This is a genomic window from Bacillota bacterium, assembly GCA_040755295.1.
GTDB lineage: Bacteria > Bacillota > Desulfotomaculia > Desulfotomaculales > Ammonificaceae > SURF-55.
This window is the reverse complement of the sequence record JBFMBK010000003.1, coordinates 195,192-219,034: the sequence shown is the minus strand read 5'-3', so window position 1 is coordinate 219,034 and position 23,843 is coordinate 195,192. Positions and strand designations below refer to the sequence as shown.

At 53.2% G+C, this 23,843-nt stretch carries 22 protein-coding genes; 1 reads left to right on the top strand and 21 read right to left on the bottom strand.

Going from position 1 to position 23,843, the window contains the following annotated elements; all coding sequences use genetic code 11:
- Positions 1-371 precede the first annotated feature (371 nt).
- From AB1500_04135 to AB1500_04050, 18 genes are all read right to left on the bottom strand, one after another.
- Positions 372-1,262 (bottom strand): polyprenyl synthetase family protein, encoded by an 891-nt coding sequence (locus tag AB1500_04135; GenBank protein ID MEW6182352.1) that lies wholly within the window; start codon positions 1,260-1,262, stop codon positions 372-374.
- Entirely contained in the window at positions 1,252-1,503 is a 252-nt protein-coding gene (gene xseB, locus AB1500_04130; protein MEW6182351.1) for an exodeoxyribonuclease VII small subunit, read from the bottom strand. The genes AB1500_04135 and xseB overlap by 11 nt, the downstream gene beginning before the upstream one ends.
- A 223-nt stretch (positions 1,504-1,726) precedes the next feature.
- Positions 1,727-2,239: a DUF4416 family protein gene (locus tag AB1500_04125; protein MEW6182350.1), complete on the bottom strand. Its 513-nt coding sequence runs from the start codon at positions 2,237-2,239 to the stop codon at positions 1,727-1,729.
- Positions 2,240-2,392: 153 nt separating this feature from the next.
- The gene (locus AB1500_04120; protein MEW6182349.1) at positions 2,393-3,031 is read right to left on the bottom strand and encodes a cyclodeaminase/cyclohydrolase family protein; all 639 of its coding nucleotides are present in this window, start codon (positions 3,029-3,031) and stop codon (positions 2,393-2,395) included.
- A 416-nt stretch (positions 3,032-3,447) separates the two neighbouring features.
- A complete protein-coding gene (locus tag AB1500_04115; GenBank protein ID MEW6182348.1) occupies positions 3,448-4,290 on the bottom strand; it encodes a bifunctional 5,10-methylenetetrahydrofolate dehydrogenase/5,10-methenyltetrahydrofolate cyclohydrolase in 843 nt (280 codons plus the stop codon).
- 112 nt (positions 4,291-4,402) lie between these two features.
- Complete coding sequence (gene xseA / locus AB1500_04110; protein ID MEW6182347.1) at positions 4,403-5,602, bottom strand: exodeoxyribonuclease VII large subunit; 1,200 nt, start codon at positions 5,600-5,602, stop codon at positions 4,403-4,405.
- Between the two features lie 112 nt (positions 5,603-5,714).
- Positions 5,715-6,134: a transcription antitermination factor NusB gene (gene nusB / locus AB1500_04105; protein MEW6182346.1), complete on the bottom strand. Its 420-nt coding sequence runs from the start codon at positions 6,132-6,134 to the stop codon at positions 5,715-5,717.
- On the bottom strand, positions 6,135-6,344 hold the full coding sequence (locus tag AB1500_04100) for a DUF2273 domain-containing protein (protein MEW6182345.1): 210 nt from the start codon (positions 6,342-6,344) through the stop codon (positions 6,135-6,137).
- Between the two features lie 14 nt (positions 6,345-6,358).
- On the bottom strand, positions 6,359-6,895 hold the full coding sequence (gene amaP / locus AB1500_04095) for an alkaline shock response membrane anchor protein AmaP (protein MEW6182344.1): 537 nt from the start codon (positions 6,893-6,895) through the stop codon (positions 6,359-6,361).
- 109 nt (positions 6,896-7,004) lie between these two features.
- Positions 7,005-7,427, bottom strand: coding sequence for an Asp23/Gls24 family envelope stress response protein (locus AB1500_04090; GenBank protein MEW6182343.1), 423 nt, complete (start codon positions 7,425-7,427; stop codon positions 7,005-7,007).
- A 183-nt stretch (positions 7,428-7,610) separates the two neighbouring features.
- Entirely contained in the window at positions 7,611-8,975 is a 1,365-nt protein-coding gene (gene accC / locus AB1500_04085) for an acetyl-CoA carboxylase biotin carboxylase subunit (GenBank protein MEW6182342.1), read from the bottom strand.
- A gap of 16 nt (positions 8,976-8,991) precedes the next feature.
- Positions 8,992-10,839, bottom strand: coding sequence for an acetyl-CoA carboxylase biotin carboxyl carrier protein (gene accB, locus AB1500_04080; GenBank protein ID MEW6182341.1), 1,848 nt, complete (start codon positions 10,837-10,839; stop codon positions 8,992-8,994).
- Between the two features lie 237 nt (positions 10,840-11,076).
- Positions 11,077-11,880 carry an ABC transporter permease subunit gene (locus tag AB1500_04075; GenBank protein ID MEW6182340.1) on the bottom strand — a complete coding sequence of 268 codons (804 nt, stop codon included), beginning with the start codon at positions 11,878-11,880 and terminating at the stop codon, positions 11,077-11,079.
- Between the two features lie 318 nt (positions 11,881-12,198).
- Positions 12,199-13,059: an ABC transporter ATP-binding protein gene (locus tag AB1500_04070; GenBank protein ID MEW6182339.1), complete on the bottom strand. Its 861-nt coding sequence runs from the start codon at positions 13,057-13,059 to the stop codon at positions 12,199-12,201.
- Positions 13,060-13,557: 498 nt separating this feature from the next.
- Positions 13,558-15,156 carry an Ig-like domain-containing protein gene (locus tag AB1500_04065; protein ID MEW6182338.1) on the bottom strand — a complete coding sequence of 533 codons (1,599 nt, stop codon included), beginning with the start codon at positions 15,154-15,156 and terminating at the stop codon, positions 13,558-13,560.
- A gap of 231 nt (positions 15,157-15,387) precedes the next feature.
- Positions 15,388-15,723, bottom strand: a complete 336-nt coding sequence (locus AB1500_04060; protein ID MEW6182337.1) for a hypothetical protein — start codon at positions 15,721-15,723, stop codon at positions 15,388-15,390.
- Positions 15,724-15,928: 205 nt separating this feature from the next.
- Entirely contained in the window at positions 15,929-16,783 is an 855-nt protein-coding gene (locus tag AB1500_04055) for an RHS repeat-associated core domain-containing protein (protein ID MEW6182336.1), read from the bottom strand.
- A gap of 23 nt (positions 16,784-16,806) precedes the next feature.
- Positions 16,807-16,959 (bottom strand): hypothetical protein, encoded by a 153-nt coding sequence (locus AB1500_04050; protein MEW6182335.1) that lies wholly within the window; start codon positions 16,957-16,959, stop codon positions 16,807-16,809.
- Positions 16,960-17,406: 447 nt separating this feature from the next.
- Between AB1500_04050 and AB1500_04045 the strand changes: the two genes are divergently transcribed.
- Positions 17,407-18,621 carry a CapA family protein gene (locus tag AB1500_04045; GenBank protein MEW6182334.1) on the top strand — a complete coding sequence of 405 codons (1,215 nt, stop codon included), beginning with the start codon at positions 17,407-17,409 and terminating at the stop codon, positions 18,619-18,621.
- 73 nt (positions 18,622-18,694) lie between these two features.
- On the opposite strand, the gene AB1500_04040 is transcribed toward AB1500_04045, so the two are convergent.
- From AB1500_04040 to AB1500_04030, 3 genes are all read right to left on the bottom strand, one after another.
- Positions 18,695-19,576, bottom strand: a complete 882-nt coding sequence (locus AB1500_04040; GenBank protein MEW6182333.1) for a diguanylate cyclase — start codon at positions 19,574-19,576, stop codon at positions 18,695-18,697.
- A gap of 233 nt (positions 19,577-19,809) precedes the next feature.
- Positions 19,810-22,755 (bottom strand): putative Ig domain-containing protein, encoded by a 2,946-nt coding sequence (locus AB1500_04035; protein MEW6182332.1) that lies wholly within the window; start codon positions 22,753-22,755, stop codon positions 19,810-19,812.
- Between the two features lie 342 nt (positions 22,756-23,097).
- Positions 23,098-23,838, bottom strand: a complete 741-nt coding sequence (locus AB1500_04030) for a hypothetical protein (protein ID MEW6182331.1) — start codon at positions 23,836-23,838, stop codon at positions 23,098-23,100.
- Between the last annotated feature and the right edge of the window lie 5 nt (positions 23,839-23,843).

The window sequence follows — 23,843 nt, the reverse complement described above, 5'->3', positions numbered from 1 at the left end:
GTGCCCTTAACGGATTTTTAGGCCCGTCCTCGAAAGAGATGTCCTGACTAGGATACTGCGTCACTCACCCATGTTTTTCACAAGTAACTGTTCAGATACTTCGAAGGACGCGACGATAAGCAATGCATTGCTGCGTCATTCCGGCAAAGCCAAATCCTCACGTACGCACCAAGTACGCTCCGGCTCGTCTTCGCCGGTCCTCCTTGCACTGCATCACTTCTCGCCGTGTTCCGTCATTGTAAACTGAACGGTTGTTTTCAAACAACAGTCACATATCATCATATCATACCGCGACCTTAAGAACAAATCCCGCCTGATTACCGTAAATTGTCTGATCCGTCAGCCTGAAAAGGATTTCGGGGTTATTGTTTTTAATATTCGCGCGATATGATAAATTGTGCGGCTTCTCGTAAGAAATCGGCAGAGTTGTCAAAATCGTCTAACGCATCTATAGCCGCCTGCGCGGATTCCTTAACGCGTTTAAGCGCTGCGGGAAGACCGAAAACGCCGGGATAGGTCAACTTCTTCTTTTGTGCGTCACCGCCGACACCCTTACCGGTTTTGGCTGTTTCCCCGACGACATCGAGGATATCGTCCGTGATTTGGAAAGCAAGACCGATTTCGTTCGCATAACGGGTTAAACAGGTAAGTTGTTCCCTTGAAGCACCGGAAAGGATGGCTCCGGCGCGTACCGATGCCACAAAAAGCGCTCCTGTCTTGCGCCGGTGAATATCTTCAACGAGTTGGGGCGCTAAGCCGGTACCGGGCGTGGATACATCAAGCACCTGCCCCCCTACCATACCGTTGGTGCCGATGGCCTCAGCAACCTCAATAATTACGTGGATCCCTTCGGCGGGGGAAACCTTTCCCGCGGTTCCTGCGCGGGCTAATAGTTCGAACCCAAGCGTCAGAAGCGCATCCCCGACGAGAATGGCGATAGCTTCACCAAAAACCTTATGGTTCGTCGGCCTTCCCCGCCTTAGATCGTCGTTATCCATTGCCGGCAGATCATCGTGAACGAGCGAATAACAATGGATGAGTTCTATGCCGCATGCGGCCAGGATTACGTCGTTGGCGCAGCCGCCGGAGGCCTCCGCGGCGCCGATAACCAGCGCCGGGCGCAGACGCTTGCCGCCGGAAAGCACACTGTACCGCATCGCTTGGTGAATGACACCCGGAGGTGTCAGTTCGGGGGGTAGATAACGGTCGAGATGCTGGTCAACAAGACGTGCTTTCGCGGTAAGCGCTGCTTTAAAGTCCATTTTTCGCTTCCCTTTTGGGAGAAGGGTCCGTCTGGGTTGCCCCGGTGTTGTCTTCAATTAATACGTACAGTTTCTGTTCCGCTTCGGAGAGAAGCGTCCGGCAGCGTTTAACCAATTCCATGCCTTCGGCGAACCGCGCCATGGCATTATCCAGGTTCAGGCTGCCGCTTTCAATTTCTTTTACTATCGTTTCAAGACGTTCAAGGCTTTGCTCGAAGGAAACCGAGTCGTTAGTCGACACTTTACGCACCCCTTGGCAACTATGGAATTGGAATAAACCCGGGTTGCTGAATAATAACATATGCAGGTCACGGTGATTTCTCTAAATCCCGTGAGAGGCTTACCAAAAGTATAGCATAACGCCTTTCAATGTAAAGGTATTAGCCCCGACTTACATCAATGTTTGAAAGTAAGCGCATAAGACTAATACCTTAATGCTTCTTCTCTTAAAATATAAGGGTCGGTCAACCGCGAAGCTGTCTACGGTAAATCGACCGGATATCCTCAAAGACGGCCCTGTAAACCTCGCTTGCGTAGTCCGGATATGTCCATGGCCAGGGGTGAAAACGCCCCTTTTGAAAGTAGAGGGTGACCTCCGCAAAGATGCCGTCACCGATGCAAAGACGGTGGACGTTGTCTTTCGTCGTAGCCAGCACCAGTTTTGCCAGGCTGATATATCCGGGATCGATATTTACCTGTCTCCGTCCTTCAATGCGCCAGCGGTCTTCTATTTCTATTGAAAAACGCTTCAACGGCGCCAGTTCCGACTGCTCTATGAGCCGGGGAAAGGAATAGATGCGCCGCACCAGACCGGCGCCCATTTCCTTTTCGTAATATGCCGTCTGATGAAAACCAAAAAGCTGACTGGCGTAATCCGGACTGCCGAGATGGCCGGCCAGCGCTTCTTCGACCATACCGAACAAGGAATCGATACCTGTAAAGACGCTGATTACCGGTTTAACCGGAATATATCTCACCACAGAGGCACCGAGTTCACAGAGAATACAAATGACATAAGTAAATAACAAAAATGAGTACCCATATTTACATTCTTTCCTCCGTGTTCTCTGTGTCTCTGTGGTCAATTTTATTTGACATTTTGGGTAGATCCGATCGTGACATAAAAGCGTTTATTTCTCCGAAAGGCGGTTCGCAACCGCGGCCGCTGTGCGTCCCTTAATCGCTGCTGCTTTTGCGCCGAGGTTGGTGCGTTCGGCCTGCGCCTTTCCGACATAGTCGGCGTCCTTAATAGAGGGAACATTTATATCGACATTCAAAAGGGCGGCATTGAGCGCCGCCTCGGAAAGAAACGCGGCAACCCCGGCGTCGCTGACCGCTCCCTTGTTGCCCTTTAAAGCGGCCTGTTCGGCCAGTTCCAATACCTCGAGACATGCACTCGCTATCGCCAGCGGTGTGTCGGTCGCGTTTTTCAATGCTTCCTGCATCCGGCGGGCCCGTTCGGCCTTTTGATCCTCGGTGTCTTTGGGGAGTTTAAAAACAGCCATAAAACCGCTGAATGCTGCGATATCGTCGGCGACCAGTTCCTCAAAACCATTAATGAGGGCGGTGGTTTTCTCCAGTATCGTAGTCATCTCCGCCTCCACGTCCCGGTACTTTTCCTTGCCGACGGTAAGACTCGCCACCATTGATGCCATGGATGCTGCGAGAGATCCGCAAAGAGCCGCAACGCTTCCCCCTCCGGGGGTTGGGGCGCTGGATGAAGCCTCTTTAAGGAACTGTTTAATACTCCAGTCAAAAATCTGAGCCATATAACCCTCTCCTTCAAAAATAAGCGTTCTGTTGAGGGGCGCAACGATAAACAACGCATTGCTGCGTCAGCCCGCTGGAGCCGAATCCTCACGTACCTCTATGTACGCTCCGGTTCGTCTCCAACGTTCTTCCTTGCACTGCATTACTTCTCGCCGCGCTCCGTTTATGTAATACCAGTATTTCTAAACAACAAGTTCACGGGTCTTCATTTTCACTCTTCTGTCGGTGCGCCCCCGCCCATAGGGCCAGCTCCACTCCGCTAATAATATTTAACCCATAACTTGCAGCCCACAGCCAAGGTTTTCCCGTCCCCTGATCCAAAAAAGAGGACTGAGGACTTTCGACTAAGGACTTAACCCCCGACCCGCAACTCGCAACTTGTCACTCGTCAATCGTGACCCGCGACTCGTGACTATTAACCTTGCAGCGCTACCGCCTTTAACACGTTTTTCATTATAATCGTCGTCGTTATGCTGCCGACACCGCCCGGAACAGGAGAGATATGACCGGCGACTTCCTGTGCTTTTTCAAAATCCACGTCGCCGCAGATACCCTTTTCCGCCGGATTGATACCCGCATCCACCACCACGGCGCCGGGTTTAATCATATCGGCGGTGATCAGCCGCGCACGGCCTGCGGCAGCCACCAGGATATCGGCCTGGCGCGTGTGATGCGCCACGTCTTTTGTCCGGGTATGGCAGATCGTAATCGTCGCGTTGCGCCTCAGCAGCATCAGGATAAGCGGACGTCCCACCGTTTCGCCGCGACCTACGAGGACCGCATGTTTGCCGGCTATTTCGATACCGTGACGCTCCATGATTTCGATGCAGCTTTGAGGCGTGGCCGGAAAGAGTCCCTCCTCCCCCGCGAGAAGCCTGCCGCGGTTAACGGCGGTCATGCCGTCCACGTCTTTTAGAGGGGAAAGGGCGTCGAGGACACGCCACTTGTTGATATGCTTCGGCAACGGGAATTCCACAAGGACGCCGTGAACAGACCGATCATTGTTCAGCTTTCCAAGCAGGTCGATAACCTCGGCTTCCGAGGTGCTTGCCGGAAGATGATGAAGCTCGTAATCCATGTTCACGCCCGCGCAAGCCTTTCCTTTAGAACGCGCATACACAACGGAACCGGGATCATCTCCCACCAGAACAGCCGTGAGTTTCGGCTTAACCCCTTTTGCGGCGAGCTTGTCGACCTCTGCCTTTATCTCTTCCTTGATTTGAGCCGCCAGGGTCTTGCCGTCAAGAATAACCGCCATCTCCATACCTCCCTCGAGACTATTTCGAAAAGTTTAGCCGGAATCGACGGGGTTTGTAAACGCCCCGAAGGTTAATGGAACAAAAGCCATACCAAAAGGCAGCATGAACCGGTTAACTGCAGCCTTCCACCTTGCAGGAAAGCCGGCCCTGACGGAGCAGCACCTCCACGATTTCTCCCGGGGAGACCTGATTCGAATCCGTGATCACCTCACCGTTTGTTGCCCGCAGGCAGATGCTGTACCCCCGCGACAAGGTCCCGCTGGGATTAAGAGCTTCCATCCTTGCCTGCAAAACGGCCAGGTGCTTTTCCGTTTTATCAAGAGCGCTGCGCATCCTGTATTCAAGACGGGCGGCAAGGCCGTCAACCGTCTGTGCCGCCTCGCCGTAAATAGTCTCCCAGGGACGACTGAAAACGCGGCTCTGACATGCCCGGTTAAAACGGAATTGCAGCAACTCGTAACGGCGGAGTACGCCTGTACGGAGCCTTTCGGCAAGATGGTTTATGTGTTCCGAGATTTCCGCCCGGTTGGGCGCCGCCAGTGCGGCGGCGGCTGAAGGTGTGGCCGCGCGGGCGTCCGCCGCAAGGTCGGCAAGCGTAACGTCCCGTTCGTGTCCTACGGCGGAGACCACGGGAACGCGTGAACCGAATATACCGCGCACCACCACTTCCGTGTTGAAGGCGAAGAGCTCTTCCTGCGAGCCGCCGCCCCGCCCCACGATGATCACGTCGACACCGGCGTCACGGTTTAAACGCTCGAGCGCCGCGGTAATCGTAAGCGGCGCTTCTGTTCCCTGCACGGTGCACGGGGCGACAACCACCTCAGCCAGCGGCCAGCGCCTTCGGAGGGTTTCAGAAATGTCGCGGACCGCCGCTCCCTCGGAGGAGGTGGCAACCCCGATACGGCGCGGAAAACGGGGTAAGGCGCGTTTCCTGCCGGGATCGAAAAGTCCTTCCTTCTCAAGACGCGTCCTCAATTCGCGGAGCAGGATGCTTTGTATACCGATGCCGTCGGGCTCCATCTCGTTGGCATACAGTTGGACCTTCCCGTCACGCTCGTAAAGCGAAACCCGCCCGCGCACAATAACCATCAGTCCGTTTTCCACGGGAAACGCAAGGGTCTGCGCCCGTGAGCGGAACATAACGGCGCGCAGTTGCGACGCCTGGTCTTTAAGAGTGAAATACAGATGCCCTGATGCTGCGATGCTCAAGTTGGAGATTTCGCCCCGCACCCACAGGGTTCCGAGAACCGGGTCGCCGTCAAGAAGTTCCTGGATGCGCCGCGTAACGTCGGTAACGGTAAATACCGGCATCTTAATCCTTCCTCCAACATCGATAAGTTCAGTTCCATTACGGCACGGAATCCGGCAGTCAGCCAGACTTACCGCATTCGATGTTTAAACCGTAATAATAAATAAAGGGCCGCTACTGCCCTTTTCGGTATTCTTCGAGTTTTTCGGCCACTTTTCCGAGGATGCCGTTGATGAATCGAGGCGACTCCTCGCCGCCGTACCTTTTAGAGAGTTCGATCGCCTCATTGATGGAAACGTTTGGCGGGATATCTTCCCGGTAAAGCAGCTCGAACAGCGTCAGTCTCATCAGGTTCCGGTCCACGCTGTTCATCCGTTCGATTTTCCAGTCGCGGCTCAAACGGCGGATGATGTCGTCAATCCGTTCCAGTTTTGCGAGCGTTCCGAAAATAACATCCTTAATATACTCGCACTCCGGGTCCGGTATTCGCCAGTCTTCCACCGTACGGCCGAGGGCTTCCTCGGGTTCGGCATGTCCTACATCGATTTGAAAAAGTACGATAAGGGCCGCTTCCCTTGCCCGCCTCCGGCTCACTTATCTTTCCCTGAAAAGCCTGTCCCACAGACGACCGAGATCGACTTGCTCGTCTACCCTTTTCCCTGCGTAGTAACCGGCCCCGACGCATATAAGAACGAAAACAGCCTTCCAGAAGCCGTACGCGATGGCAACCCAGCCGAAGGCCAGCCCAATGGCCACACCGATTATTTTCCCCCGGTGGCGTTCTAAAAAATCAGAGTAATTCACGTGTATCCACCGTCCTATTCAACCCTTGGCTTTGTGGTTATAATGTTTTCTACCATCACTTTAATGCTGTTAACGGAGATGCCGGTTACCTCGAGCACCTTGTCTTTGACCTGCTTTTGAATCTCCTGCGAAACCTCGGGGATGTTCAAGCTGGGCGAGGTGGTCAGCTTCACCTTGATGGCTATTCCTTCCGGTTCCGGAACAACCTTCGGGTGGACCTCTTTAACCCCCGGAAAGGCGGCGACCACTTTTGAGACCAGGTTTTCCACCGCGGTTACCGCGATCCTTACCTGGCCGAGAGGGTTGTCCTCCACCAAAGCAAGTTTATCCGGTCGCCTCCGGGGTTTAAGGCTGGCATATATCAATCTTAAACCGGCGATAAAAAGGGCGGCGGCAACGCCCAAAAGCCATGAACGCTGCTCCGGCGCTAAGATCTGCCCCATCAAATATACAGACGGCTGCCATCTTGCATAGACCAAAAACATCAGCACCAGGAAGAACGAGAATATCAAGCTGTAAAGCAATAAGAGACCGCGATCAAACGGTCCCAATGGGATCACTCCCTTTACAATAACTCGAAATACCGCAAACTGCTTTTATAAATGAGCATCGTACCTTCGTAAAGTAATTCAGTGCGATCGTTCCTCCGTCTAAATCTGTTTAACGCAGCCTTCTTTCTTCCTCTCTCGGTTCTTCCGGAAAGATTACTCCCTGCACATGCACATTCACTTCGACGACCGCAAGTCCTGTCATTTCCTCCACCGCTCTCTTGACGTTGGATTGAACCTGTGTAGCCACATCCGCTATCCTTACCCCGAAATTTACTACGGCGTAAAGGTCGATGGCCGCTTCACGTTCGCCGACTTCCACTTTTACTCCCTTAGAAAGGTTCTTACGTCCCAGCATTTCGGCGATACCGCCGACTATTCCGCCGCTCATGCCCGCGACGCCCGGAACTTCAACTGCCGCAAGACCCGCGATGACCCCAACCACTTCATTTGCGATCCGCACCGCTCCGAGTTCGCTTTTAAGCTCCTGTCCGGAATGTTCTTCCGCCAATATGAACACCTCCCAAGCTTTCATTCATAATACTAAATTATTTCCATCAAAGCAACTTTAATTCCTTCTCAAGAACTTTTCAGGTTCCACATTTAACCGTATTTCCGTGGCGCACCCGCCCAAGAACCCTCCACGGAAACACAAGGCAACAGGTCAAGCTTGTGTCGTTGACCGGGTGCCGGCAGATCCAGCCGTGGCGGGGGTCGTTTAGAACGAAGTGACAACTTCCTCAGCCAAGATGCGACGCTGAATAAAATTAGTATAAACTTCTCCCCGCCTGTAGAAAGCGTTACGCAACACCCGCTGGTGGAAGGGAATTGTTGTGGCCACGCCTTCGATTTCGAATTCCTCCAGCGCCCGCTCCATCCGCGCTATAGCCTCTTCCCGGTTCCGTCCCCATGTAATGAGTTTGGCGATCAGCGAATCGTAGTACTGCTGAACGAAGTAACCGGGATACACGGCTGTGTCCACCCTCACTCCCGGCCCGCCCGGCGGCAGGAAGGATGTAACCCTTCCGGGGCACGGGGTGAAATTCCTGAAGGGGTCCTCAGCGTTGATCCGGCATTCAATCGCCCAGCCGTCTATCTTAACGTCCCCCTGCTTGAAGCTTAGGGGCTCACCGGCGGCGATCCTGATTTGTTCCTTCACCAGGTCGCGGCCGGTAACCATTTCGGTAACCGGGTGTTCCACCTGAATCCTGGTGTTCATCTCAATAAAGTAAAAGTTGTTGTACTTGTCTAGTAAGAATTCCACCGTTCCGGCATTGTAATAGCCTGCGGCGGCGGCGGCCTTTACCGCAGCTTCCCCCATCCTTTTACGAAAAGCGGGACCGATTGCCGACGAAGGAGATTCTTCAAGCAGTTTCTGGTTGCGCCGCTGGATCGAGCAGTCTCTCTCGCCCAGATATACGATATTGCCTGTTGTGTCGCCTAAAATCTGAAACTCGATGTGCCGCGGCTCCTCGACGTACTTTTCGAGATAGACCGCAGGACTGCCGAAAGCCGCTTCAGCTTCGGCTTTGGCCGATTGAAGAGACCGCTCCATTTCCGCGCGGGTGTGAACCACGCGCATCCCGCGCCCGCCTCCGCCGGCGGAAGCCTTAATCATAACCGGGTAACCGATTTCTTCCGCCAGCCCCACGGCATCTGCCGGATTCGCAAGCACCTCTTCCGAACCCGGAACCACCGGCACCCCCACCGAGGCAACGGTTTTACGCGCCACGGCTTTGTCTCCCATCTTTTCCAGGGCCTCCACCGGCGGGCCGATAAAGACCATCCCGCAACTCGCGCATATTTCGGCGAAGTTGGCGTTTTCCGCCAGGAAGCCGTAACCCGGATGAATCGCTTCCGCGCCGGCGACCTCGGCGACGCTGATGATATTGGTGAAATTAAGGTAACTCTTTGCGGCAGGCGCAGGACCGATGCAGAAAGCCTCGTCCGCAAGACGCACCGGAAGGCTCTCCCGGTCCGCCTCGGAATATACCATAACCGTTTTTACTCCTAATTCCTTGCATGCCCGGATTATCCTGAGGGCGATCTCTCCCCGGTTGGCGATTAAAATCTTATTAAACATTCCCCGACCTCGCAAACTAAGCTTTTTCTCTTATCAAAAAAAGCGGTTGTCCGTACTCCACCGGGTGACCGTTTTCAACAAGTATCTCTACGATTTCCCCGGTTGTTTCACACTCGATTTCGTTCATCAGCTTCATGGCTTCTATTATGCAGAGCACCTGTCCCTTGGCGACCGTTTCCCCAATCTGCACGTAAGGGGGCGCGTCAGGCGCCGGCGCCCTGTAAAACGTGCCCACCATGGGCGACTTGACCGAATAAAGGTCTTCCCTGGCGACCGTAGCCTTTGGGGTTTCCGGCGCTGCTTCCCGGGGGACCTGTTCCTTTACCGGGTTCTCTTTCGTCTGCGCCTGGAAACCGCCTTTGCGAATGGTCAGCTTCATTCCCGCGCTTTCAAGGGCAAACTCGGATACGTCGCTTTCCTCAAGAAGTTTAAGCAGTTCACGAATTTCTTTTATGTTCAGTTCTACCGCCTCCTTTTTGGCGCTGGCCGCCTGCTTTTCTTTTCCATTTCTTTCGCGCATGATATCGATTTCTCCTTTTTGGCGGGCCTCGAAGAACCGCCTGGCAACCTGTGGGAAAAGCGCGTAGGCGATAACGTCTTCTTCCGAGGTTGCCATATCCTTGATTTCTCCCCTTAGTTTTTCCAGGGAAGGCTCAAGTAAATCAGCGGGGCGGCAGGTTATCAGCTCACGATCGCCGACGGCCTTCCTCTGAATCTCCGGATCAATCGGCGCCGGCGGGCGTCCGTAGTAGCCCTGAAGGTAACGGCGCACCTCTTCCGGGATCAGCTTGTAACGCTCGCCGGTCAGAACGTTCAGCACCGCCTGCGTGCCCACTATCTGGCTGGTTGGTGTCACCAGCGGCGGATAACCCAATTCCGCCCTCACCTGCGGAATCTCATCCAGAACCTCCTGGAGACGGTGAATAGCCTTCTGTTCTTGAAGCTGGGTCACCAGATTGGAGATCATACCGCCCGGTACCTGATGGTCGAACACGCGCATGTCGTGGATACGGGTGACACCGCGTTCAAAACCCCGTTTCTTGCGCAGTTCCTCAAAATACTGCGCGATCTCGAAAAGGTCCCTGATTCTAAGCCCGGTGTCGTACGGGGTTCCCCTTAACGATCTGACGACGGTTTCCACGGGGGGCTGCGAGGCGCCGAAAGCCAGCGGCACCGAAGCGGTGTCTATGACGTCGACGTTGGCCTCGGCCGCCTTAAGATAAGCGCCGACGGCCATACCGCCGATGTAGTGGCAGTGAAGCTGCACCGGTATCGAAAAGTGCTTCTTGAACAGACTGATTAGTTCGTAGGCGTGATAAGGGGCCATCATTCCGGCCATGTCCTTGATGCAGATAGAATCGGCCCCCATTTCCACCAGCTTCTTGCCCGCTTCCAGGTAGTGATCGGTGGTGTGTACCGGGCTCAGGGTGTAGACGACCGTCGCCTGGACGTGAGCGCCGGCGGCTTTGGCGACCTTCATGGTGAATTCGAGGTTGCGGATATCGTTAAGCGCGTCAAAGATTCGAATTATATCGATACCGTTCTCTGCCGCCTTTTTTACAAAAGCTTCCGCCACATCGTCGGGGTAGTGACCGTAACCGACAAGGGACTGCCCGCGAAGGAGCATCTGCAGCGGTGTATTTTTCGCACGCTTCTTTATCTCCCTGATGCGTTCCCACGGGTCTTCGTAAAGATACCGCAGGCATACGTCGAAGGTGGCGCCTCCCCACATCTCCAAGGAGTGGAAACCGATGCGGTCCAGGCTCTCCACGATGGGAAGCATGTCTTTCGTATGCATCCGGGTGGCCCACAGGCTCTGGTGAGCGTCGCGCAGGGTGGTGTCGGTGATCCTCACGGCACACATATTATAAACCCCCTTGAATCCCTTGATATTAAGCCAAAATAAGTATTTAAAAACACTCGCAGATTTGTGTTACCTGAAAAGTAGTGGATGGTTCAGAGGAGACAATACGCAGATAATTATAACCTGGGAGACAGACTTTTGGAAATAGAACGGGCGCAAGTATACAATAAACTTGTTAAAAACAAAATTAGGCCGTTTTCAGCCTTGTTCTTCCATGTTCTACAAAATCATAAATGTTTAGGATTGTAAATCACGTCTTTCGAGAAAAAAGATAGAAACAAAGACTAATGCGGCGGCAAGAACTATCAGAACCATTGTATTGCCCGGGGAAAGACCGTTTGCCAGCGGGTCGCCGCCGGTATAATAGTAGAACGGTGACAGCTTCCGGTACGGCTTTAAGTATTGAACCAAAGGCGCCAGAGCGTTAAGAAAATAAGACGCGACGGCCGCGGCGCTTGCGATACCGATGCTCAAGCTGTGACTGCCGCGGATGCAGCCTACGCCCAGTGCCAGCGCGCCGAAGAACAAACCGAGCAATGCGCAGGCGACGGTTGCCGCCGCGATTTGTCCAATGGCTAAATTAAGTTCGGCCGTGTTTTTACCCGAAGCTATCCCCACGACGGTTAGAAACGAAAGGATAACCGCGCACAGCACCATTGCGGCGTATTTTTCAATAACCACCCGCCGGCGAGGCACGGGATTGGACAGAAGCAGTTCCATCGTCCCGCGCTCCTCCTCCCCGGCAACCGCGTAGCCCCCGAACCCGATGCAAAAAATGATGAAAAGTAGGGGCAACATGAAGAAGAACAACTGGCTGTTAAGATAGCCCGTCGGTGACGTCATATCCGAAATGTCGCCGGTGAAAGCCTTTATGAGCGTCGACGGCGCGCCCTCAAGAAGCCTGTTAAGCTCGTGCATATCGCGCACGCTCGGGTACAGAAGGACGATCCAGAGACAGATCAGAAAAAGACCGGCGCCCCACCAGAGTAACGCGTAACGGTAGTCTCTCAGGGTTTTGAGGAAAATGTTGTTTAAAAACATGGTGGTGCGGCCTCCGTTAGCTGCGAGTTAACAGTGAAGTCCGTTCAAGTAAGAATTCAGTAGCCAGAAGTCAGAATATATGGATATGGTTTTTGGAAAAAAGAATCCATGTACATAAAACATGCATATTTTTTATGTTAAGCCGATTATATGCTGGATCCTGGCTACCAACTTCTGAATTTGAAGACCTTAAACCCGTGCCTGGATAGTTACGTTTAAGTCTAGATCAGAAGCAAGTTGGTTCTGCCTGCTTAAAGTCATGAGTTGCGAGCCACGGGTCACGAGCCGTGAGTCGCGGGTAAAGGATCCGAAAAAGGCTTAATTTTTTCCCGTAACGCCGCGTTCGAGGGTGCTGTCTTTATAATAGGAAAAGAACACATCCTCGAGACTCGGTTCCCGGCTTATAACCTCCGTAACCTCGAACCTTGCGGCGGCTTTTATCAGGGCGTCCGGCTTGCCGTTCAGGGTGCAGCGAAGCGAATGGTCCTCCACGAACGCCTCTTCGACACCCGGCAGGCCCGCGAACGCTTCCAGCGGTACTGATGTGGCGAAGCGAACCGTCAAGTGGCGCAAAGCGCGCGTTTTCAAGGCCTCGACATCTTCGACACCGGCCAGTTTACCGCTGCGTATTATCCCCACCCGGTCGCATACCTTCTGGACCTCAGAAAGGACGTGCGACGAAAAGAACACCGTCCGTCCTTCCAGCTTGGCCTCGAGAACCGTCCGGTGGAGTTCCAACTGCATTAAGGGATCAAGGCCGTTGCTCGGTTCGTCGAGAATGATTAATTCCGGTTTGTGCATGAAGGCCTGGATCAACCCGATTTTCTGCTTTCCGCCGTGAGAAAGCGAGCCGATTCTCTGTCCCAGGCTGCACCGGAGACGCTCCGCCAGTTCTTTCACGTAATCCCAGTCGACGCCTCCGCGCAGACGGCCGAAGTAACGCAAAAACTCTGCTCCGGTCAGGTTTTCATATAAGGACGGTTCTCCCGGAAGATAACCGACGCGCCCCAGGATATCCTTGGCGCGGCGCGCGGCGTCAATGTCAAAAATCTTCAAGGAACCGCGCGTAGGGCGGATAAACCCCATTATCAGCCGGATCGTCGTGGTCTTTCCTGCGCCGTTTGGACCGAGGTAACCGAACACCTCCCCGGTGTTAACGGTCAAATTGATGTGAAGCACGCCCCTCCGTCTGCCGTAGTATTTCGTAACGTCGTCAAGCCGGATGATGGTTTTGATGGTATCGCCCTTCGTTCGAAGTCTGTTTTATTTGTTCATACGGGTCTGATCTCCGGAGGATTTAAAGCCCCGGAAACCCTTATCTTATTTTGACCAGACCGCGAGAAATAAAATCTCAGGTTCTGAATCTGTGTGCAGGGTGGATTCCAAATATCAGTCGAATGAAAAAGCACGGGTTTTACGCCGTGCTCCAGCGTATTTGTGCAGATTTTCCAGATTTCTCAAAAGGTCGGCGGGAGTGTTCTCGTTATCACTCTTTTTTATGTATTAATAAATGGGGCTAAACCTTCCTAAATCATCGCCGCTTCTTTTTCTCCGGCAAAAGCTGCTTGTTTCGAGCCGTATACTTGACACCTTGTAACGAAAGTGCTAAAAAGAATAACCCGTTACGCCTGAAAGCAAGTGAAAGGGTTATATTGCTATCTATAATCACTTACTCGTTTAGGGAATATGAACAGAACAGTCTTTACTACTTGTTTCATTGTTAGATCCCAAATCATAAATACACCCCGATTTTACCACATTATCTACTGTAAAGGTAAAGCAACCATCGTTTTTCTTTACACTGTCCGATGTAACTGTTACTTGACCCAGAGTGTCTGTTACGCCGATGTCTTTGTCGTGAGCTAAATCGCTCCATTTACCGGATACCGTTGCTCCCGCGACTGGGGTGCCGTCTTGGTTAACGATCTTTATCAGCGCAGTAGCATAATTCCAACCTTCTCTTTCTGGATCTCTAGACCCTCGTACCTGAATATCGTCTATGTGAATAATACATTGCGCCGTGCTAAAAGTCAGAATGTATTGGCTTGTGACATTTTCCGCCGCGTCTTTTGCAGACCCCGTTGGTAGATAAACAGCGTAGGTAGTACTGTAATAGAGGTTTTCTAATGGGTCGATGGAAAGAACATTACCAGATGTGTTATACATTATTGCAGCTACCGCTTCGCCGGTTTTCATCATTATGGAACCGTAGTTTGGTCCTGGCTGGATATCCTCACCAAATTGAACATATATAATTTTACTAACCGAAACGCCGGTTGCGCCGTCCGCCGGGTCGGTGTTGCTCACCGTCGGCGCCGCCGTGTCAATGGTGTAGGTTTCGGTATAAATGACCGACTGGTTTTCCGACTGGTCGACCGCCATGAACTTCAGCGTCGTGTCGGCCGCTATCGCGAACGGTGCGGCGTACTGGGCGCTGCCCGTCGTCGGGTCTGTACCGTCGGTGGTATAGTAAATAGCCGCAGGCTCGGAGGCCGTAAGCGTCACCGACTGTGCGGCGTTGTACAGGCCGCCCGGCGGGCTTACGGTTACCGTCGGAGGCGTTGCATCCGGTTCACCGCTCGTGGTAAAACCGAAAGAATATTCATTAACCAGATTGTTGCCCGCCAGATCCTGAACCGCATCCGCGGGAACATATACTGCGTAGGCGGTGCTGTAGTTGAGATTCTCTACGGGGTCGATGGTGAGGAGGGAGCCGTACACGCTGTAAGCCGTCGATACTACCGTTTCACCGGCCTTGACCGCTATGCCGCCGGAGCTCGGCCCAGGCTGGATATCTTTATTAAAAGCAAGGTATACCGTTTTGTCCACCGGAACGTCCGCGGCGCCGTCAACCGGGTCAGTGTACACTACGGACAATATGGATTGAGTGGTGAACGTTAAAGTATATTCGCTAACTGAATTGTTACCGGAAAGGTCTTTCACGGCGCCCGCGGGTATGTATACCGCATAAGTAGTGCTGCTATCGAGGTTGTCCACCGGATTAATTGTAAGGAGGGAGCTGCTTAAGCTGTAAGCGGTCGTTACCACCGTGCCGCCGGTTTTCATGACTATGCCGGCGTAGTTATCTCCCGGCTGGACGTTTTTGCTGAACGTGATGTACACGTTCTGGTCCACCGGGACGTAAACCGCGCCGTTTACCGGGTCTGTACCGTAAACATAAGGCGGGACCGTAACGGAGGTGGGGTTGCCCCCGGGATCGTAACCGTAATTGACCGTTCCGCCGAAATCATAGGTGACCGATTTCAAGCGGCCCAATTCGTCGTACTCGTAAGTGATGCCATACGCCGGCAGACTCAGGAAAGCAAAATCATAAGAATAAGTACGATTCTTAATAAGCCTTTTGGTTTCAGAGCAACCCCCTCCTTATGATAGGCTTTAACATATAAAATAACCTGTTAATCTTACGTTTCGTGTTAAACCGTAAGCTTTCCGCATCTTGCCACAGACGCCGAAAGTTCAAGTGATAGGCACCGGAGCTTCCATAGTTTACATCCCCAGGTAGGTTTTAATATCGTCTAACGCGTCTTGAGCACGACCATAAACTTCTGGATCCTTTAATAGATGCTGCAAGACCGGAAGAACCAACTCTATATTAAGAACACCATGTATACGCGCCAAGTGACCAATACATGTCGCAGCTAACCCCCGAATATCCGTGTTGCGATGCCTAGCAAAACGTAGACACTGCGCTTGTACCCAACGCCAATCAGGGTCATAATAGGTAACCCTGATCAGTGCATCACATACTTCTGCAGGATTCTTCGATTTAAAGGCTTCTTCTGCCTCTTTGGGGGTTATCGGAAGAACTTCTTCGTATCGCATTATTTGCCCACCACGATGTGCCCACGAGCATCCACCATACTTGTCTGTCGTAAAGCACGTTGCATTTCGGGAGTAAGCTCGCCCCAAGGCCTCACATGTCCATGAAATACTCCCGGTGTAGTTTGGTCAAAAACTATGAACTCTCTTGTCTCGTAATCAATACCCACCCGGCGAGGCGAGGTTGACTTGACCCGGACTGATAAATCTAGCGCTTCTTGGCCATGACGTGGTGAAGCACTAACCGAGCCCGAGCTGCAGGTCCATGCTTTGGTGAAGGTTCATAAATCAGCCGTTTTTGTGCCCCAATACCTCCCTCTGCCGCCCTTAACTCCTGCTTAATAACACGCCCTTCCTTGACTGCAAATGTCAGTTCCTTGACTTCCTTGGCTCCCCTACCTGCTGGAATAAAACTGACGGTTACCCAAAAGAGGGCTGGTCCATTCTTTCTGAATGACCACTGACCGTTCTTCAGTTTATCCCAATCCCCAGGTCCTACATATTGCCTAAGAGCTTCGCGAAAATTCCCGGGAAGTGCAGCACAACTTTGCGACCACATTTCCGGCGCTGCTGCACAGCTTGCCCGCCACATTTCAGGAGCCGCGTTCCAACTGGCCTGAAAGTTTCTCTTGAAATCGTCTATAAATGCTTCTCCGCTGGGATCAATCCTGTTCACCGGATCGTTCTCACAATACCCATACGCGTCCAGCGACTGCGGTTCGGTTATGCTGCCCATTAGCGGGTCCTTGCTCAAGAACCGTCTCAGTTCGGGGTTGTAGTACCTGGCGCGCATGTATATGAGGCCGTTGGCATCGGTTATTACGCCGTCAAGGCCGTTGAACATAAACGGCGTTTCCGTCGAGCCGGTGTGGTGAACCAGCTCGCCATAGGCGGAGTACTGGAAGCGGTCGGTCACGTTGCCGTTTATGTCCGTCAGCGCGACGGTGCTGCCTCTGAGGTCGTAATGATAGCTCATGTATGACCCGTTTTCTTCCTGACCGATTAATCCCAGGCCGTAGATGTAATAGGTGTTGTTGCCGGAGGGGTCCGTCTCTGTCAACACCTGGCTCAGGGCCGCGTTGGGGTTTACAACGTAACCGGTTGCGAGCCGCCTTCGGTGACAGAGATCCGGTTTCCTTCGGCGTCGTAGGTGTAGCTGGTGCCGCCGGCGGCGGTGAGCCTGCCGCGGGCGTCGAAGGTGAAATCGGCCATCGCTCCGGCCAGGGGGCCGTGGGTCATGTTCCCGTCGGCGTCGTAATCAAGCGGTTGGCCGTTGAAGGTCGCGGTCGTGTTGTCGGTTTTCAAAGAACATGGAACGAAAAATTAAACTGTCTTCTTCACGCCGGAACCAGGTCGTATTTAACAAGTTAAGTGCCTGACACCGGAGCTAAGCAACGGTTAGTTATTCATTAAAAGCAATAACGTTTTGTTTGACGCTTTACTGTTGTATATGGTAAATTATGTCGCATTATTTCTGACATAATGGTAATGCTGGAGTTGCAATGTGTCAAGAGTATAATATTGAGATTAATTGTCACATTAAGTACTTGAAAAGGATTTAATAGTACAAAAGAAATATCTGGCTGCCCGCCACTCAATTTCTCTCCTTCACCCTCCTATAAAAAAGGATTTCAAGGACCACAAGCATAAATTAGTTACCAACCCATTAAAAGGTTGGACGGTTGAATGCGAAGAAATAGAAGGCGTTTTTATAGGTTCCTGTTGTTTTGCGCGGTTGCGGCGGGTATTATGGCGCTTTCGCGAGCCATTCCCGCTTGGCTGGAAAGCAAGGCGCCGGTTGCGCCCGCGCCGCCTCCGGAGAAGAAGAAAACGGAAATCACGCTGGCGGCGGCGGGCGACCTGCTGATGCACCTGCCGGTGGTCTATTCGGACTACGACGCGGAAAAGAAAAGCTTCGATTTCGGGCCCGTTTTCGCTCCCATTGAGCCCTACCTGAATTCGGCGGACTATACGGTAGCAAACCTTGAAACGCGACTGGCCGGGCCGGAACGCGGCTACCACGGCTACCCCCTCTTCAACACCCCGGCGGGACTGGCGTGGCATATGAAGAAGATCGGCGTGGACCTGCTGAGCACCGCCAATAACCACAGCCTCGACATGGGCTGGGACGGGATCGTCACAACCCTTGATAATCTCGACGCGGCGGGTCTGGCGCACGTCGGGACTTACAGGAACGAAGCTGAAAGAGCCAAGCCTTTCATCGTTGACGTCAAGGGCGTAAAGCTCGCTTTCCTGAACCACACGGCGATCACCAACGGCCTGCCGCTGCCCGCGGGCAGGGATTACGCGGTTAATCTGCTCGACCGGGAGAAGGTTATTACCGAGGCGCAGGCCGCGCGCAAAGCGGGCGCGGACCTGGTGGTGGCGATCATTCACATGGGGGTCGAATACCGGCGGTTCCCGGAAGAGTCGCAGCGGGAGCTGACCACGGGCCTTTGCGTGTACGGGGTGGATGTGGTGATAAACTCGCACCCGCACGTCGTGCAGCCGATTGAGAAGGTTTCCGTGGAGCGCGGCGGCGTAAAGCGCGATTGCGTCGCGGCGCATTCTCTGGGGAACTTCGTCTCTGCCCAGGACTGGCGCTATTCGGACAGCGGGATAATACTTTACCTGTACATCGAGAAGGACACTTCGGGCGCCGTTATTCGCGACGTCAGGTACCTGCCGGTCTGGATGGAGTTGTCGAAGAAAAACGGGCACGAGCGGTTCAGGGTGCTGCCGGTGCATCCCGCCCTGCCCGCAAATACGGACATCCCGCTGACCCCGGAAGACAACGCGCGCATGGCGCAGGTTTGGGAGGAGCTCAAGGCCCACCTGGAGAAGCCGGAACAAGGAATTCTGCCGTATCTGTATTACGCTTCAAAAGCCGCCACATTTTAAAGGATGAAGGATGAAGGCGGAAGGATGAAGGAAAATTAGTCGAGAGTCACGAGTTGCGAGTCGCGAGTCGGGTTCATGCCTGGCATTCTTTGGAGGGATAGCTTTCCCAGGCTATCACCTCATGCCGGATCATGTTCTTGCCTTCCTGTTTTACGGTATACATGAGGTTATCCGCCTTTTGGACCATTTCGTCTATGGAGCCTACCCCGCCTTCGAACGTCACGATGCCGATGCTGAACGTCACCGGCCATCCGTTTCTGTTCATGACCTCCAGAAGTTCATCGCGGAGCCTTCCGATTACCTGCCCGGCCAGTGCAGGATCGGTTTCCGGCAGAAGGATGGCGAACTCGTCGCCGCCGAGACGCGCAACCATATCGGAGGCCCTTATATCTTTTTTAATGGTGTTCGCTACCGTCATCAGCAAGGTGTCGCCGGCCTGATGCCCGAGATTGTCGTTGATGATCTTAAAATTGTCAACGTCCATGGATACGATGGTAAGCGGGTATTTATACCTGCGGGCCCGTTTTATTTCCACGGCCGCGTTTTCGTAAAAAGCGCGCCTGTTGGCAATCCGCGTCAGGGAATCCGTTCTGGCGATCAGTTTTTCCCGGTCCAGGGACATCTTCAGTTCCGTTAAAACGACCGTCAGGATTAGGAAGACGACAAACCGCAGTGACTCGTTTATAATGGGTACCGAAGGATTTTTATAAGAACCCGTCATCGCCAAATCGGCGGCGAGCCAGGTTATCACGCTTATGACCGAAAAAAGTATCCCGGCCCACCTTCCGATGAACCATCCTACAAGACAAATTGGAAACAGATAAAAAAGAGAAAACGCATAATCCGGCCCTGAAACGTAACGAAGATAACCTATTAATACGACCAGCAGGAATGCTGTAATAATAAGAATTATTCGGTTTCTTCCATCAAGGCGTTTTACCGTTGATGAACGCATGGAAAACATCCTTTCACAGAAACCTGCTATACAATTAAATAGATATTATACAACGCTGTCCAACGAATTTCCTCCTTATATGATTTCGGAGAACATTTCACCCGCTTAAATCATCACAGAGGGTTTTGTGCTTAAATGAGTAAGAGTAACTAAAATCCCCGGCGGGACTGCTCCCGCCGGGGAATCGATAATTCGCGCGTTCTTAAGCGTCAAAAGGGTTATCGGCGCTGGGCTCAGATAAGGTCCAAAAGGCGGACGATCATCGAAGCGGCTTCCGCCCTAGTCACACTTCGGCCGCCCCGGAAGGTGTTGTCGGGATATCCTCCCACGACGTTTTTCGCTACCGCCTTTCCAACCATGTTTCGCGCCCATGAAGGAATAGTGCCGGCGTCGGTAAAGTTCAGCTGCGCGGGATTAATACTACCGAGCTTCTTCTCCAGGATCCTTGCCGTCAGAACAGCCATTTCCGTCCTGCTGACGGTCCTTCCCGCTTCGAAGGCGACCGTGCCGTCGGCGTTTGGATATCCCGCGATCAGACCTTCCTTGACCGCCGCCGCAACGGCTCCTTTCACCCACTCCGGTATCCGTGGGTTATCGCTGAAATTCAACTCCCGGGTTTCTCCGTGCGCCAGATTTAAAGCTCTGGAGAGGATCGACGCCACTTCCGCCCTGGTTATCGTGTTATTCGGCCTGAAGGTGCCGTCCGGGTAACCGGAGATGATACCGTCTTCGGATAGTCTGCTTACGGCTTCGACCATCCAGGAGTCCCTTACGTCTGCGAAAACGACCGGCGCCGGCTGCACACCGGACGAGACCGTAATAGTATAGCCTTTGTCCGCGCTTCTTCCCCCGCTGTCGGTGACCCGTACGGTAAAGGTAAAGCTGCCGCTTCGGGAGGGCGTCCCGTAGACCGCTCCGGCGTCGGTCTTCAGTTTTAGCCCCGGAGGCAGGCTGCCTTTTGCCAGAGACCAGGTATACGGGGGTATCCCTCCTTCGGCCGTGATTACTTCGGCGTACGAAATTCCTGAGGCAGCCGCCGGCAAAGAAGCGGTTTTAATGGTAAGCGGCGAAGCCGCCACCTTCATGGTGAAACTCTTCTCCGCCTTCCTTTCGGCATTGTCTTTCACCTGGACGGCAAAGGTGTAATCGCCGTTCCCGGCCGGCGTACCCGAAATCTTGCCCGTGCCTGTGTTAAGCGTGAGTCCTCCCGGCAGACTGCCGCTCTTCAGCGACCAGGTGTAGGGCGTCGCGCCGCCGCTTGCCGCAATCGTAGTATTGTAAAACGATCCTTTTGTTGCCGGTGGCAGGGTGGTTGTCGTTATTGTCGGCTGCGAACCTGAAAACTCTATAGTAAAGCTTTTTTCGGCGTATCTTCCGTCCTTATCGGTGACCCGGACGGTAAAGGTGGTGTCGCTGTTCCCCGTCGGTGTGCCTGAGATTTTGCCGGTGCTGCTTGTAAGCGTGATTCCGGCCGGTAGTGTGCCCGATTGGATTTTCCAGTTATAAGGGGTTTTGCCCCCGCTTGCCGCGAGTGTAACCGAATAGCTTGTACCTTTGGTCGCAGACGGCAGGGTACCGGTGGTCACGGTCATTTTTTCGGCCACGCTTATGGTGTAACTTCTTTCAACATACCGGCCGTCACTATCCGTTACCTTGATGGTGAAGGTCTTATCGCTGGTTCCGGTCGGTGTTCCGTAGATTATGCATGCGCTTGTCGTAACGCCGTTTAAGCTTAGCCCATCGGGCAGACTGCCGCTTTTCAGCGTCCACGTAAATGGCGATTTACCCCCGCTGACTGTAAGTGTGTCGCTGTAATATTGACCCTTGCTTGCGGGCGGCAGGCTGGTCGGATTTATGGCCATCCGGTCCGTAACGCTTATCGTGTATTCCTTAACGCCGGTCTTGCCGGTGCTGTCGGACACGCGGATGGTGAACGTGGCATCGCTGATACCGGTAGGTGTACCGGAGATCGAACAGGAAGCGGTCGTGCTTGCATTAAGGTTCAGTCCGGCAGGCAATGCTCCGCTTGAAACGGACCAGGTATAGGGAGCCGTGCCCCCGCTTGTGCTGAGGGTTGTAGAATAGGCGGCGCCTTTAGTGGCAATGGGCAAAGTAGCCGGGGAAATGGACAGCTGGACTCTGACGGTCATCGTAAAACTCTTTTCCGCAAATCTGCTTGCGATGTCGGTAACCTTTACGGTGAAAATATAGGTTCCCGCCTGTCCCGGGGTGCCGTTCAGCAGTCCCTTATTGTTGGATCCGCTGTATATAGCGAGTCCCTGAGGCAGCGCCGACGTTGCGGACCAGGCGTACGGCATGGTCCCGCCGCAGGCCTCGAGCTCAACCGAATAGGGCTGTCCGACGTTTCCGTCCGGAAGCAATGTCGTGTTTATCTCCAGTGCGGGCACGACCGTAAGAGTGAATGTTTTATGGTCGATCGAGCCGCTGCCGCTGGCCTGCACGGTGAAGTTGAACGAGCCGCTTGCGGAAGGATTGCCGAAAATCTGCCCGGTTGCGCCTTCCAGGTTCAGCCCGCCGGGCAAGGAGCCGTTGGTAATGGACCAGGACGTAGCGCCGGCGGCCGCCAGAATGTAGCTGTACGGGACGCCCACCGCGGCTTCCGGTAAGACGTCCGGCGAGGTTATGCATATCTTAATGCTGACTTCGGTGGGGCTGAGGCTTCCGGTGACATCGCTGTTATCGTCGGCGGAAAAAGCGGTGGTCTTTCTTGAGGCGGTCGTACTGAAGGCTATTGTCGTTATCGATGCCGGTGTTAAAGCCTTAAACCGGATCCCGGCGAGGACGAACGAGCTGTTGACAGCACTCCCTGTTGTTCCCGCGGCGTAGTTTATCTGTCCGTTTGTGTTGTTTACGGTGTTTTCGCCGACCTGCGGCAGAACGCTTCCGGCTTCGATCTGTGAAACCTCTCCCCCGCTGTCGTTTACAACCCGAAGGCAACCGGGATCGAAGTCTATATATGCTTCGGTGTTATAAATCGCTTGGGAGGTTGCATCAATCCTTACCTCCACCGCGAAGATATCGCCGGCGCACACCTCCCGGGTGGAGGGTATCAGGCTGAAAGATACTTCGCCCGCCGCATGCGCAGGAAACGAACCGCAGCCTAACAATACCGAAACAGCGAGAAATACGGATAATACAAGCAAAATTCTTCTTCCCATTAGGGACAACCTCCTAAACAGAGTGTTTCACATCCCTCTGGCACTCTGACTTCTGACATCCTGCATCCGACTTCTGAAACAGCCGGGCGCAGTTTTGCAGCCGTCTCCTAAAAGCAAAAACACGGTTTAACGCTATATACACACAAATACTAACATTTTCCTTCCAAAACCGCGAGATAAAATACCAAAAAATAACTACAAAATCTGCAGTATCTCTTTATCCGTTTTCATTTAGAAAACCGGGACAATAAAAGTCCAATAAAAAACCCCCGCTGGTAAACATTTCGGGGGCGTTCACTTTTGCATTACCTGATGTAAATTATATGTTTCTTCTCAGAATCGTTATTTTTCGCCGGGGACCAAGGCGTTTTTTACGTTGCGCAACAGCGGCGTCAACGGTTCAACGGCGTTAATCAGGGCTTCTTTTGTTTCTTTTAGGATAGATCCCCATTCCTGAAGTACCTTCGTCAAGTGTTTAATCTTTTCCGGCAGTATCCACTTGGCCCAAACCTTTCGCCACTCGGAACGCAAGGCTTGAAGCCTTTCTCCGGGCGGGGCATCAACGGCGTGCCCGATAGCGGCGAAGACGTCCATAAAATACTTTGGATAACCTGCTTTATCTGCTACCAAGGGGATGCACAGGATCTTATTATCCTCAAAGGATTCCATAAAAACGATACACGGAAGGGTGTTCTTTTCCACCTCGAGAAGTTCCGCCAGCGAAAAAGCGGTGTTGCGGTCGAACGGTTTCAGTTTCAGCCATTCCGCAGAAACCTTGTCGTAGTCCTCTCCCAGCCTTTGCCGCCAGTGACGCTCCCATCCTTCTCCCCACTCCCCCGGGTTTTCCAATACGCCAACCAGGCAGTCGCTGCCGGTCAGACTGTGCAGCCAGGAGCCCTTTACCCTGACAAATTCCGCGATATCTTCGTCTACTTCACTGTAAAGAAACAGCGCGTAAAACGGGTACGTGCCCAGACGTCCGCGCAGCATTTCCGCGGCGTTTGCGGCATCAGTAACCGGCGCCAGAAACTTTTCTATATATTTTTCTGTTCCCTCGGAGTCGATGATGGTTTTCTCCGACATTTCCC